We start from the raw sequence: 13,508 nt of genomic DNA, 5'->3' as shown, positions 1-13,508 counted from the left end.
ACGCACGGCGGCGCGCGGTTTCCGGCGCGGCTCGCGTAGCGATGAAAACGGGGACGTGTCGACCAAGATGCAATCCCTGACGATTCGGTGCTGGGAATTCCGGCCAACGGGCCGGCTTCGGGTAAAATCGCATTTTACCGACCTTCTCGCATTCCCCCATGAATCCTCCGAAATCCGCTCCTGACGCTCAGGGTCTGTCCTACCGCGACGCAGGCGTCGACATCGACGCGGGCGACGCGCTCATCGACAAGATCAAGCCTTTTGCGAAGAAAACCCTGCGCGATGGCGTGCTCGGCGGCATCGGCGGGTTCGGCGCGCTGTTCGAAGTGCCGAAGAAGTACAAGGAACCCGTGCTCGTGTCGGGCACCGACGGCGTGGGCACCAAGCTCAAGCTGGCCTTTCATCTGAACAAACACGACACCGTCGGCCAGGATCTGGTGGCGATGAGCGTGAACGACATCCTCGTGCAGGGTGCCGAGCCGCTGTTCTTCCTCGACTATTTCGCGTGCGGCAAGCTCGACGTCGACACGGCCGCCACGGTCGTCAAGGGCATCGCGCACGGCTGCGAACTGTCGGGCTGCGCGCTGATCGGCGGTGAAACGGCCGAAATGCCGGGCATGTACCCGGACGGCGAATACGACCTGGCCGGTTTCGCGGTCGGCGCGGTCGAGAAGAGCAAGATCATCGACGGCAGCACGATCGCCGAAGGCGACGTGGTGCTCGGCCTCGCTTCGAGCGGCATCCACTCGAACGGCTTCTCGCTCGTGCGCAAGATCATCGAGCGCGCGAATCCCGACCTGTCGGCCGATTTCCACGGCCGCTCGCTGGCCGACACGCTGATGGCGCCGACGCGCATCTACGTGAAGCCGCTGCTCGCGCTGATGCAGAAGCTGTCGGTGAAGGGCATGGCCCACATCACCGGTGGCGGCCTCGTCGAGAACATTCCGCGCGTGCTGCGCGAAGGCCTCACGGCCGAGCTTGACCAGAACGCATGGCCGCTGCCGCCGCTGTTCAAGTGGCTGCAGGAGCACGGCGGGGTCGCCGACGCGGAAATGCACCGCGTGTTCAACTGCGGGATCGGCATGGCGGTGATCGTCTCGGCAGCCGATGCCGACGCGGCGATCGCCGACCTGACGGCCGCCGGCGAACAGGTGTGGAAGATCGGCACCGTGCGTGCGAGCCGCGAAGGCGAGGCGCAGACGGTCGTGGTCTGACGCACCGCAAGCAGGATGCAGCAAGGAAAGCCGCCCGGAGTCGATCCGGGCGGCTTTTTTCTGGCGGGGCCTGGTGTATCGGCGCGCCGCGGAAGGAGGAACGACGATGACCGAAGACGAACACGCGATTCGCGATCTGGTGGAAACCTGGTTCGTGTCGAGCCGGCGCGGCGATCTGGCGACCGTGCTCGACCTGATCGCCGACGACGCGATTTTCATGGTGGCCGGCAAACCGCCGTTCGACAAGGCTGCGTTCGCGGCCGCGTCGCGCGACGCGAACGCGGCGGCGGGCAACGGGCCGACAGTCGACGGCCGTTACCGGATCGACGAACTGCGCGTGATGGGCGACTGGGCCTACATGCGCAATTTCCTCGAGATCGACGTGACGCCGCCGGGCGGCGACACCGTGCGCCGCTCCGGCCACACACTGACGATCTTCCGCAAGACGGATGGCCGCTGGCAGCTCGCACGTGACGCGAATCTCGTGACGCTCGTGCATTGAGCGGGGCATGGCCGTCACGCGCAAGCAGGGTCGATGCGCGTCGATCCAGCCCTGTTATTGATCGTCGAAACGGCTGTCCAGCACGCGCTCGAGTGCGTCAACCGCACGGCCGGTCGAATCCGGCGCGACGCAGTCGACGACGATCCGCTCGGGCATCGCGCGCAGCCACGTGATCTGCCGTTTGCACAGCTGGCGGGTCGCGAAGATGCCTTTGTCGCGCATGGTCCGGTAATCGGTGTCGCCGTCGAGGAATTCCCATGCCTGCCGATAGCCGACGCAGCGCATCGACGGCAGGCCGAGGTGCAGCTCCTCGCGGCGGCGCAGCCGTTCGACCTCGTCGATGAAGCCTGCGTCGAGCATTGCATCGAAGCGTTGCGCGATGCGCGCGTGCAGCACCGCGCGGTCCGACGGTTCGAGCGCGACCGGCACGAAGCGGTAGGCGGCGGCCACGTCGTCCGCGCGTCGCGGTGCGGCGAGCAGCACCGACATCGGTTGCCCGCTCAGCAGGAACACTTCGAGCGCTCGCTGGATCCGCTGCGAATCGTTCGGTGCGAGCCGCGCGGCCGTTGCGGGGTCGACCTGCGCAAGCCGCGCATGGAGGGCAGGCCAGCCGTCGCGCGCGGCGTCGGCGTCGAGTTCGGCGCGCACGGCCGGATCGGCGGTCGGCAGGTCGTTGAGGCCCTGCGTGAGCGCCTTGTAGTACAGCATCGTGCCGCCCGCGAGCAGCGGTGTGCGACCGCGCGCGGCGATCTCGCCGATCAGGCGCAGCGCGTCCGCGCGGAATTCGGCCGCCGAATACGCATCGGCCGGATCGATGATGTCGATCAGATGGTGCGGCACGCTCACGCGCTCGTCGCGCGTCGGTTTCGCGGTGCCGATATCCATGTCGCGGTAGACGAGCGCCGAATCGACGCTGACGATCTCGATCGGCCGGCGCGCGGCGAGCGCCAGCGCGGCGGCCGTCTTGCCCGACGCAGTGGGGCCGAGCAGGCAGGCGATCGTTGTCGGAGGGGACTGCGGCGAAGCGCTCATTGTCCGCGCATGAAGAGACGGTCGAGATCGTTCAGCGTGAGCTGATACCACGTCGGCCGGCCGTGATTGCACTGGTCCGCGCGTTCGGTCGCTTCCATCTGGCGCAGCAGCGCGTTCATCTCGTCGAGCGTCAGGCGCCGGTTTGCGCGCACCGCGTGGTGACACGCAAGCGTGCCGAGCAACTCGTGCTGGCGCTCGGTGAGCACGCGCGAACCGCCGAACGCATGGAGGTCGGCCAGCACCGCGCGCGCGAGCGCCTGCAGGTCCGCATCCTTCAGCAGCGCGGGCACCGCGCGGATCGCGAGTGTCGTCGGCGACAGCACCGCGAGGTCGAAGCCGAGCGATTCGAGCGTGTCGTGTTCTTCGTCGACCGTGCCGATCTCGACCGGCGTCGCCGTCATCGATATCGGCAGCAGCAGCGACTGCACGGCGACCGTGCGGTCGGCGAGCGCGTTCTTGAACTGTTCGTACAGGATCCGCTCGTGTGCCGCGTGCATGTCGACGATCACGAGGCCGTGCGCGTTCTGCGCGAGTACGTAGATCCCGTGGATCTGGCCGAGCGCGAAGCCGAGCGGCTGCTCGTCGTGCGCGCCGACAGCGAGCGGGAGCGCGGTGACACCCGGCAGCGGCGCGACCGGTGCATCCGCCGCATCGCGCGCGACGATCGTCGTGCCGTCCGGCGTGCCAGCGCCCGTGTCCTTGCGGCCGAACAGCGCGTCGTAGAGCGCGAGCGGCTGCGCGACCGGCAGCGTACCCTGCGTCATGCGTGCCTGGCGCATCCACGTGTTGCCCGATGAAGACGATGGCGACGACGGTGACGAGAAGCCGCTGCCGCCCGTGCCGGAGGCCGCGCCCTGGCCGAGCGGCGTATTCAGGAACGACGCGGGGCCGCTCGGCGCCGGTGAGAGTTGCGCGGCATGGCCGCCCGCGGTGGTTTCCGGCGACGCGCCGGCATGGCGCGCGAGCGCACGCTGCACCGCGTGGAAGACGTACTGGTGGATCGAGCGCGAATCGCGGAATCGCACCTCGATCTTCGACGGGTGCACGTTCACGTCGACGGCTTCGGGCGGCAGGTCGAGGAACAGCACGTACGACGGGTAACGGTCGCCGTGAAGGACGTCTTCGTACGCCGCGCGCACCGCGTGCGTGAGCAGCTTGTCGCGCACGAAGCGGCCGTTGACGAAGAAGTATTGCTGGTCGGCGCGGCCGCGGCTCGCGGTCGGCAGACCCGCACAGCCGTAGACGGCGAGCGGCCCGGCCTGCTCGTCGAGCGGCAGGTGCGCGGTCGCGAAGCCGTCGCCGAGGATCTTCGCGACGCGCTGTGCGGGTTCGGTCGCGTTCCAATGCTCGACGGCCTTGCCGTTGTGCAGCACCGAGATCGCGACGTCCGGCCGCGCGAGCGCCGCGCGGCGGATCATTTCGACGCAGTGGCCGAATTCGGTCTGCTCGCTTTTCAGGAATTTTCGGCGCGCGGGCGTGTTGAAGTACAGCTCGCGCACCTCGATCGTCGTGCCGACCGCGCCGGCGGCCGGCGACAGCGCGCCCGTGGTCGCGTCGATCTTCATCGCGTGCGCGACCTCGGCCGTGCGGCTCGTGATCGACATCTCGGCGACCGACGCGATCGACGCGAGCGCTTCGCCGCGGAACCCGAGCGTCGCGACCGCCTCGAGCTCCTCGAGCGAGCGGATCTTGCTCGTCGCGTGGCGCATCAGCGCGAGCGGCAGTTCGTCGGGCGGAATCCCGCAGCCGTCGTCGGTGATCGAGATGCGCTTGACGCCGCCTTCCTCGAGCACGATGCGCAGCGTCGTCGCGCCGGCGTCCATCGCGTTCTCGAGCAGTTCCTTGACGACCGACGCCGGGCGTTCGACGACCTCGCCGGCCGCGATCTGGCTGATCAACTGGTCGGGCAGGGGCTGGATCGCGCGCAGCGGGCGCGGAGCGGGGGCGGGCGCGGCGCCCGCGGCCGTTTCGGTGATTTCGGACATGGCCGAATTATAGCGAGGCCGCGGGGGCGTGCCGGAGCCGCGGTCGGTTACGTTTTTTCACGGAGCCTTAAGGTAGTTTCGGTATGATGACCCCATTCCGCGCGCCGCCTTGTCCGGCGGGCACTTCCGCTTTTTCGGCCGTTCCGGCCCTTTCGCCTTCGAGGAATCGCATTTGGATACGCTGCTTCATTTCGTCAACCTGGTCCTGCATATCGACGCGTTCCTCGGCGACTTCATCCGGCAGTACGGCGCGTGGGTGTATCTGGTGCTGTTCCTGATCGTGTTCTGCGAGACGGGGCTCGTCGTATTGCCGTTCCTGCCGGGCGATTCGCTGCTGTTCATCGGCGGTGCGTTCGCGGCGACGGGCGACATGAACGTCGCCGCGCTGATCGCGCTGCTGCTGGTCGCGGCGATTACCGGCAATACCGTGAACTACCTGATCGGCCGCTGGGTCGGGCCGAAGGTGTTCAATACGCATATCCCGGTGCTCGAGCGCTTCCTCGATCGCGCGGCGCTGGAAAAGACCCACTCGTTCTACGACAAGCACGGCGGCAAGACGATCGTGCTTGCGCGCTTCATTCCGGTCGTGCGTACCTTCGCGCCGTTCGTCGCCGGGGCGTCCTCGATGAGCTTCGCGCGCTTCCAGCTGTTCAACGTGATCGGCGCGCTGGTCTGGGTGCTGCTGCTGGTGCTGCTCGGCTACTTCTTCGGGAATATCCCGTTCATCCGTCAGTACCTGAACGTGATCGTGCTGGTGGGGATCGGTGCGGCGATCGTGCCGGTCGCGCTCGGCGCGCTGTGGAAGCTGGTGCGCGGGCGGCATTCGGGCGGCCCGCAGAACACGGGCGGGCACTGAGCCCGCGCGTTTTCGCTTCTTCGCAATAATAAAGCGTGGCAGCTATGAGCTGCCACGCTTTTTTTCGTCCGTGCGGTCCGGCCGGCTGGTCGTCGATGCCCGGAATCGGACGATTCGCCTGCTTGAGGCTGACCGAACGAGTCAGAATCCGGCGAACCGATGGGGGCACCGTCCCGTCAGGTAGTGCGATGCGATATCGGCGTTTCGGGCGTCGGGTATTGCGCGTCGCGGAACGTCTCGAGGATCACGCGGTTGGTATCGCAGTACACCTGCCAGTAGTTCTCCGGCTGTGTGGACGGGCGCACGAACAGCAACGGACCTTCCGGCGTGAACTGCAGCACGCCGACGTCCGGCGCCGGCGCTTTCATCACGTTCGGGATCAACTGGATCTGCGTCTTCAGGCGGTTGATCGCATCGACCGCGTCGACGCCGTTCGCGATCTTCGCGGTCAGGTCGACGCGGCGATGCGGCGTCGCGCTGTAGTTCGCGATGTTGTCCGAGAAGATCTTGTTGTTGCCGACGATCGTCACGATGTTGTCGGCGGTGACGATCGTCGTGCCGAACAGGCCGAGTTCCTTCACCGTGCCCGTGACGCCGCCCGCGCTGATCACGTCGCCGATCTTGAACGGACGCAGCACCTGCATGAACACGCCCGCGGCGAAGTGGGCGAGCAGGCCTCCCCAGGCGGTGCCGATCGCGAGGCCGAGGCCGGCGAGCAGCGCGGCGAACGACGTCGTCTGCACGCCGAAGATCTGCAGGATCGCGAGGATCAGCAGGATCGTCAGCAGCACGCCTACCACCGAGGTCAGGTAGTCGGTGAGCGTCGGGTCGACCTTGCCGCTGCGGCGCACGACCTTGCCGAGCAGGCGGGTGCCGATGCGGATCGCCCAGCGGCCGACGAACCACAATACGATCGCGGCGAGGAGGTTGAGTCCGAAGTCGAGGCCGCGGGTCATCAGGAATTGCTGGGCGGAATCCAGGTTCAGCATGGGGGCTCCATGGCGGGTTTAAAGAATGGCCTGCGGCCGGTTTTCGTCGCACGGTTATAACCGACCTGTGTGATCGAGACAACCACCGCGCCTGCCCGGGCGACGGTATGGAAAACGTTTCAATCAGCGCGTTCCGTGCCGGTTTTCACGACACTCACATTGTTAAATCGGGAGTGCAATGGGTATTAATTACCACTGATTACCGACCGATCATGGATGCGGACTGATCCCGTAGCTTTCAGATCGATTTCGGACGTGTCCTAATTCCATGCGATAATGCCCGCATTGGGAGAGCCTGAGCTGAAAGTTGCGAGAACCTGAACGGACAGTTCGATTGCATGAGAAGGTCGAACACCTCCGGTAACAGGCGCAGTCGGCCGGCTGGCAAGGCTGGACGTGTCTCGCAGGCGCACCGTCGTTTTTGTGATTTTCCATGGTTCCCTGAAGTTCGTTTGCCATCTGGCCATGTGTCCATGGCGGGATTCGACGTGTAGTCACCATTTCTCCCGCTGTCACAGAGGGGAGATTTGTTGCTTTTTCGGTCGTCAATGGCCGAAAGAATGCAAATTTAAGTGAAGAATTTTTGAGATGTCGATGGCCGGATCGAGCCAATCGACAGATGAATGAGCGACCGGGTGTTCGGGGGATGCGTTGATTGGGCGCCCGGGAAAATAACGCTTGCAAATCAATAGTAAAAAGTCTTGGCCTCACGATCCATGAAAAAGAGTTTATTGGCAATTCCCGCTCTTGCTGCTTTGGCGCTGTCGGGGTGTGCAACCTATCCGGACTGGATTCCCGCGTCCGGCGCGTCCCGACAGAAAGTGCAGGAAGTGCCCGAGACCGGCGGGCGGGTCGAAGGTATTCAACTGGTGGACGTCAACGATACGTTGGCGAGGAAACTTGCCGACAGCAAGAAGCTGGGCCAGTTCGCGAACATCTTTCCGAGTGCGGTTACCAACAATTATCTGATCGGCCCGGGCGACGTCATCGAAGTGACGATCTGGGAGGCGCCGCCGGCGATGCTGTTCAGTACGCTGGCGCCCGCGCAGCCGATGACGACGAGCACGGCCAATAGCGTCACGCTGCCCAACCAGATGGTGGCCTCCGACGGCACGATCACCATCCCGTTCGCGGGGCGGATCCCGGTCAAAGGGCGCACGACGGAGCAGATCGAGGCGAGCATCGTCAGCCATCTCAAGGGCAAGGCGAACCTGCCGCAGGTGCTCGTCAGCGTCACCAAGAACAATGCGTCGAACATCACGGTCGTGGGTGAAGTCAACACGAGCGCATTGATGCCGCTGACCCCGAAGGGCGAGCGTCTGCTCGATGCGCTGGCATTTGCCGGCGGCGTGAAGCAGTCGGTCAGCCGCATGGCCGTGCAGCTCTCGCGAGGCAGTGTCACCGCCACGATGCCGCTCGATTCGGTCATTCGCGATCCGCACCAGAACGTCGTGCTCAAGCCGGGCGATGTCGTCACGGCGCTCTTCCAGTCGCAGAGCTTCTCGGTGTTGGGCGCAACGGGCAAGAACGACGAGATTCCGTTCGAAGCACAAGGCATTTCGCTGGCCCAGGCGCTCGCGCGTTCGGGCGGGCTCAACGACAACCGTGCGGATGCGCGCGGCGTGTTCGTGTTCCGGTTCGAGGACGCGAAGCTGGTCGATGCGCAGGACAAGACGGTCAGGGCCATCAATGGCACCGTGCCCGTGGTCTACGAGATCAACCTGCGGGATCCCGCGGCGTTCTTCGTGACGCAGAACTTCCCGATTCAGAATCACGACGTGATTTACGTCTCGAACTCGCCCGAGGTTGAGTTCAAGAAGTTCCTTACGCTCGTCGTGATGGTGGCCAGCCCGGCGGCGACCATTAACCGGGAACTGGAGTAACAGGCCATGGCGGGAAAGGTGCGTACTCCGATGGAGATTACGGTTTCGGTCTGGCGTGCGATGTTTCTGCGCGAGGCGTTGGATCGTCTCTTTGAAGCACGTGCGGCTTGGCTCTGGCTGCTGGTCGAGCCCGTGTTTTATATCGCGATCCACGCGTTTGGATATATCACGTTCCACATTCACCAGATTGGCGGAATCGAGATAACCATGTGGATCATCGCGGGATTCATTGGATTCCTGCTTTGGCGGCGTACTTGGGTCCAGGTGCTGCATGGGATCGACTGCAACAAGGCCTTCTTCGTATACCGGCAGGTCAAGCCATTCGATGCGGCGTTCATGAGGGCCATCCTCGAGTTGTTTTTGATGATTCCGATTTCAATCATCATTTTCTTCATCGCTATCGCTGCGGGCCGGATGATCACACCGGGTATGCTTAACCCGGTTTTTCTGCCGGTAGATCCGTTGCTGATGATGGTCAGCATTTTTGGACTGTGGCTGTTCGCGCTGGGCTTTGGCCTGATTACTTCGGTTGCAATGAAATTCGTGCCGGAACTCGATCACGTTTTCAAAATACTTTTTCTGCCATTGTTTTATATCTCCGGAGCGATGTTTCCGATTGCGCTGGTGCCAACGCCTTATCGTGAGATATTGCTAGTCAATCCGGTTGTCCACGGCGTCGAATTGGTGCGACTCGGATTTCTACCCTCATATCACACGCTCCCGGAAGTGAGTCTTGCCTATCTGTATGAAGGCGGCATCATATTTATGCTTGTGGGTCTGATGCTCTATCGGCGATTTGCAAAAAAGCTGGTGATGAAATGATCATTATCGAAGATGTTCATAAGCGATATCTGACAGAGCATGGGGCCGGCAAGTGGGTATTGCAGGGCATCAGCATGACGATCCCGCCGAAACGGAATATCGCTCTGATCGGCGTGAACGGTGCAGGAAAGTCAACACTATTGCGCATTATCGGGAATGTTGATTACCCGACAAAGGGGCGAGTTGAACGACACTGTCGCGTCTCCTGGCCGGTAGGTGGAGGTGGGCTGGAGGGGACGCTGACCGGACGTCAAAATGCGAAATTCGTTTGCCGAGTGTATGGTCGTGAAGAAGAGTTGAAGGATCGACTTTCGTTTATTCAGGATTTCACCGAGTTAGGTGACTCATTTGATGAGCCGGTGCAGACATATTCCTCGGGGATGCGATCGCGTCTGCAGTTCGCGTTGTCGATTGCTTTCGAGTTCGACGTATATATTTCGGACGAAGTGACGGCTGCGGGCGATGCCAGATTCAGAAAAAAGGCTGCTGATGCTTTCAAGGGTAAGGTAGATCGGGCAAGCGTGATCATGGTCTCCCATGATGAAGGCACGCTAAAACAGTTTTGCCAGTCCGGTATCTGGATCAATGGTGGCAAAGCATATTGGTTCGATGAACTTGATGAAGCATTGAGGGCTTATAAGGACGCTATCTTGGTATGAAAGAATTAACAGTGAGCAGAAGTGGGCGCATTGGTGCCAAGCTGACTGCGACGTATGAAAAAGGAAAGTCGACGCTTTTCTCGATGAAAGCATTTCGACTGATTATCAAGGTGATTTTGATTTATGCGGTGCTTGCCACTGTGTATTGGCTGTTCGTCGCTTCCGATCGGTTTGTGTCGGATGCGAATGTGATCATCCGATCTACCGATCAGATCAGCAGTCCGAGTCTCGACGTGTCAACGCTCGTTCCTGGTGCTGGTGGCCCCAATCGCGGCGATCAACTGCTATTGCGCGAATATCTTCTGTCTGAAGATGTTCTTAAGAAGCTGGATGACGCTTTGGATTTGCGCTCTCATTTCAGTGATGGACATCGGGATCCCATTTCGCGGATGTGGTTCAAGAATGCACCGATGGAGTGGTTCTATCGCTACTGGCTGTCGCGTATCGATGTCGAGTACGACGACTACAGTGGTGTACTGCGCATCCAGGCTCAAGCCTATGATTCGAAGACTGCGCAGGAAATCGTCAATTTCATGGTGCACGAAGGCGAAGCGCACATGAACCAGATTGATCATGAATTGGCTTTGTCACAGGTGCGCTTCCTCGAACGGCAGGTGACGCTCGCGCATGGCGGTCTTCTGGATGCGACGCATACGCTGATCGATTTTCAGAACCGCAAGGGGTTGATGGCGCCACAGGCTACGGCAGAGAGTCAGAATGCGCTGATTGACAAGCTCGAGGCACAAAAAGTTGATGTTCAAACGCAAATTGCTTCATTGCCTCCGACGTTGAGCCCGGATCAGCCAACCGTGGTGATGCTTCGGAACAATCTCAACGCGCTTCAAAAGCAGATCGCGCAGAAGCGGGCTGAATTGGCGTCACCGTCGAAAGCGACGCTCAACTACACCGTAGAAGAGTTCCAGCGCTTGCAGATGCAGGTGAGCTTTGCACAGGACTTGTACAAAACCGCGCTTTCGGCGCTTGAGAAAGGGCGGATGGACGCAGCCCGCACGCTCAAGATGGTTTCAATCCTGCAAGCACCGACGAGACCAAGCTATCCATTGCAGCCGAAGCGACTCTATAACGCATTTCTGACTCTGCTGCTTGCTGCGTCATTGATTGGTGTTTTGAAATTGCTGGAAAGCATCATTCGTGATCACGTAGATTGAATTTGGGGGATTCAATGAGGGCCTTGATTATCCTTGGAACCCGACCAGAAGCGATAAAAATGGCACCGCTGGTCGGTGTACTGAGGAACGAACCTGGGATCGAGACGAAAGTCTGCGTGACGGCACAGCATCGTCAGATGCTCGATTCGATGCTCGATTTTTTCGGTATTTGTCCCGACTACGATCTTGACGTCATGGCACCGGATCAAACGCTGATTGGGATGACAAGCAGAGCGCTGGCTGGCCTCGACATCGTATTGAGCAAGGCTCGGCCGGATCTGGTTCTGGTGCAGGGAGACACGTCGACCACGCTTGCTGCGGCTCTGTCTGCACACTATCGACAGATCGAAGTCGGGCACGTTGAGGCCGGTCTTCGGACGGGAGACTTGCTGGCTCCTTGGCCGGAGGAGGCGAACCGTAGGCTGACGAGCGTTCTGGCGAAATACCATTTCGCTCCGACATCCAGTGCTCGTGACAATCTGCTTCGGGAAGGCATTGCCGAATCGAAAATCCACATTACCGGAAACACGGTCATCGACGCCCTTCTGGACACTGCAGCAAGGATGCGTGACGACGTGGCACAGCGCAGCGAACTTGATTCGCGTTTTGGCTTTCTCGATCCGCAGAAGCGTTTGGTTCTTGTCACAGGACATCGCCGAGAGAATTTGGACGGCGGTCTCGACTCCGTATGCCACGCGTTGCGGGAAATTGCCCGGCGCGGCGATGTCGAAATCATCTTTCCAGTCCATCTCAATCCTCGAGTCCGGCAGTCTGTACATCGCCTGCTCGGCAATGTTCCCGGCGTATTTCTGATCGAACCGCAGGATTATCTGCCCTTCGTTTACCTGATGGACAGAGCCACCCTGCTGATCACGGATTCGGGCGGGATCCAGGAGGAGGCGCCGGCCTTGGGCAAGCCGGTGCTCGTGACACGTGAGACGACGGAACGTCCGGAAGCTGTGGCTGCCGGCACGGTGCGGATCATCGGTACTAGTCAAGCGGTGATCGTCGCTGAGGCGAACAGACTTCTCGACGATCCGATCGGATATGCCGCCATGGCCCGGGCGGCCAATCCCTATGGCGATGGCAATGCTGCCCGGCGCATTCGCGATATTTTGGTGAACGCATGTTGAATTCGATTTCGATAATTGGCCTAGGCTACATAGGCCTGCCGACCGCTACGCTGTTTGCGTCGCGAAAGATGCGGGTTATTGGCGTCGATGTGTCGTCGCATGTCGTCGATACCATCAACCGGGGGAATATCCATATTGTCGAACCAGAACTCGACATTCTGGTTCACGCCGCGGTGGGTGCCGGCTATCTTCGCGCGACGACGCGCGTCGAGCCTGCCGATGCGTTCATCATTGCCGTGCCGACGCCGCTGACGGCAGACAGAAGGCCGGATCTGAGCTATATCGAAGCTGCGGCCAAATCGATCGCACCCGTGCTGGCCAAAGGCAACTTGGTCATTCTCGAATCGACATCGTCTGTCGGTGCGACCGAATTGCTGGCCAACTGGTTGGCGGAAATCCGCCCGGATCTTACTTTCCCGCAACAGACCGGCGACGCATCCGATATTCGGATAGCTCATTGCCCCGAGCGCGTCCTACCCGGTCGCATCGTGCATGAACTGGTCGTCAACGACCGTGTGATCGGCGGCATGACGGCGAACTGTTCAAAGGCGGCGATTGCGCTCTACAGCTTGGTAGTACAGGGCGACTGCATCGTCACGGACGTTCGCACTGCGGAAATGTGCAAGCTGGCGGAAAACAGCTTCCGTGACGTCAATATTGCCTTTGCGAACGAACTGTCGATGATTTGCGACAAGCAAGGGATCGACGTTTGGGAACTGATCAAGCTGGCCAATCGGCACCCCCGCGTCAATATTTTGCAACCCGGGTGTGGTGTCGGAGGACACTGCATTGCGGTCGATCCGTGGTTCATCGTGGACGGCGCACCGCAGGACGCGAGGCTCATTCGGGCTGCACGCAGTGTCAACGACGCGAAGCCGGACTGGGTGATTCGCAAGGTCGGTGAGGCTGTTGAAGCGCTGGTCCGTTCGGGTGTCTCAGTCGAGGAAATTTGTGTTGCTTGCCTCGGCATTACGTATAAGGCAGATATCGACGACTTGCGTGAAAGCCCGGCCCTTGAAGTTGCGCAGGCGCTGGCGAATTGCCACCGCGGAAAAGTCGCGATCGTGGAACCGAACCTTCAAGCGTTGCCCGATGAGTTGGTGGCCGGAAAAGCGACCCTGTCGGCACTGGACGACGCGATTGCGGAGGCCCACGTCCTCGTCTTGCTTGTCGATCACGCGGAATTCAAAAACTTGAAGCCCGAGCTTGGCGGCTGGCAAGTGCTTGTCGACACGCGTGGTATCTGGAAAAACGCAAAATGATA

The 13,508-nt window shown here is 61.3% G+C and carries 12 protein-coding genes; 9 read left to right on the top strand and 3 right to left on the bottom strand.

All coding sequences use genetic code 11. The annotated features are described in order from the left end of the window. The first annotated feature begins 158 nt into the window (after positions 1-158). The gene (gene purM / locus DIE06_RS17480; RefSeq protein WP_057926698.1) at positions 159-1,214 is read left to right on the top strand and encodes a phosphoribosylformylglycinamidine cyclo-ligase; all 1,056 of its coding nucleotides are present in this window, start codon (positions 159-161) and stop codon (positions 1,212-1,214) included. Positions 1,215-1,320: 106 nt separating this feature from the next. Further along, the gene (locus tag DIE06_RS17475; protein ID WP_124662481.1) at positions 1,321-1,716 is read left to right on the top strand and encodes an SgcJ/EcaC family oxidoreductase; all 396 of its coding nucleotides are present in this window, start codon (positions 1,321-1,323) and stop codon (positions 1,714-1,716) included. 54 nt (positions 1,717-1,770) lie between these two features. Here DIE06_RS17475 and miaA read toward each other — a convergent pair whose 3' ends face one another. Beyond that, complete coding sequence (miaA, locus tag DIE06_RS17470; protein ID WP_124662480.1) at positions 1,771-2,748, bottom strand: tRNA (adenosine(37)-N6)-dimethylallyltransferase MiaA; 978 nt, start codon at positions 2,746-2,748, stop codon at positions 1,771-1,773. Further along, positions 2,745-4,733 carry a DNA mismatch repair endonuclease MutL gene (gene mutL / locus DIE06_RS17465; RefSeq protein WP_124662479.1) on the bottom strand — a complete coding sequence of 663 codons (1,989 nt, stop codon included), beginning with the start codon at positions 4,731-4,733 and terminating at the stop codon, positions 2,745-2,747. The genes miaA and mutL overlap by 4 nt, the downstream gene beginning before the upstream one ends. 172 nt (positions 4,734-4,905) lie before the next feature. Between mutL and DIE06_RS17460 the strand changes: the two genes are divergently transcribed. Continuing rightward, entirely contained in the window at positions 4,906-5,589 is a 684-nt protein-coding gene (locus DIE06_RS17460; protein ID WP_124662478.1) for a DedA family protein, read from the top strand. A gap of 176 nt (positions 5,590-5,765) precedes the next feature. On the opposite strand, the gene DIE06_RS17455 is transcribed toward DIE06_RS17460, so the two are convergent. Then, positions 5,766-6,578 (bottom strand): mechanosensitive ion channel family protein, encoded by an 813-nt coding sequence (locus DIE06_RS17455; protein ID WP_124662477.1) that lies wholly within the window; start codon positions 6,576-6,578, stop codon positions 5,766-5,768. A gap of 731 nt (positions 6,579-7,309) precedes the next feature. Here DIE06_RS17455 and DIE06_RS17450 point away from each other — a divergent pair. Genes DIE06_RS17450 through wecC form a run of 6 tightly spaced genes read left to right on the top strand, consistent with a single transcriptional unit; the run spans position 7,310 to position 13,506 of the window. Beyond that, the gene (locus DIE06_RS17450; RefSeq protein WP_260433641.1) at positions 7,310-8,461 is read left to right on the top strand and encodes a polysaccharide biosynthesis/export family protein; all 1,152 of its coding nucleotides are present in this window, start codon (positions 7,310-7,312) and stop codon (positions 8,459-8,461) included. 6 nt (positions 8,462-8,467) lie between these two features. Further along, positions 8,468-9,283: an ABC transporter permease gene (locus tag DIE06_RS17445; protein WP_124662475.1), complete on the top strand. Its 816-nt coding sequence runs from the start codon at positions 8,468-8,470 to the stop codon at positions 9,281-9,283. After that, positions 9,280-9,942 (top strand): ABC transporter ATP-binding protein, encoded by a 663-nt coding sequence (locus tag DIE06_RS17440; RefSeq protein ID WP_124662474.1) that lies wholly within the window; start codon positions 9,280-9,282, stop codon positions 9,940-9,942. The genes DIE06_RS17445 and DIE06_RS17440 overlap by 4 nt, the downstream gene beginning before the upstream one ends. Next, complete coding sequence (locus DIE06_RS17435) at positions 9,939-11,111, top strand: chain-length determining protein (RefSeq protein WP_260433640.1); 1,173 nt, start codon at positions 9,939-9,941, stop codon at positions 11,109-11,111. The genes DIE06_RS17440 and DIE06_RS17435 overlap by 4 nt, the downstream gene beginning before the upstream one ends. A 14-nt stretch (positions 11,112-11,125) precedes the next feature. Next, the gene (wecB, locus tag DIE06_RS17430) at positions 11,126-12,244 is read left to right on the top strand and encodes a non-hydrolyzing UDP-N-acetylglucosamine 2-epimerase (RefSeq protein ID WP_124662473.1); all 1,119 of its coding nucleotides are present in this window, start codon (positions 11,126-11,128) and stop codon (positions 12,242-12,244) included. Beyond that, complete coding sequence (wecC, locus tag DIE06_RS17425; RefSeq protein ID WP_124662472.1) at positions 12,238-13,506, top strand: UDP-N-acetyl-D-mannosamine dehydrogenase; 1,269 nt, start codon at positions 12,238-12,240, stop codon at positions 13,504-13,506. Before wecB ends, wecC begins: the two co-directional genes overlap by 7 nt. The last annotated feature ends 2 nt before the right edge of the window (positions 13,507-13,508 follow it).

The sequence above is a fragment of the Burkholderia sp. Bp8998 genome (genome assembly GCF_003854235.1).
GTDB lineage: Bacteria > Pseudomonadota > Gammaproteobacteria > Burkholderiales > Burkholderiaceae > Burkholderia.
This window is presented reverse-complemented; position numbering and strand designations above follow the sequence as displayed.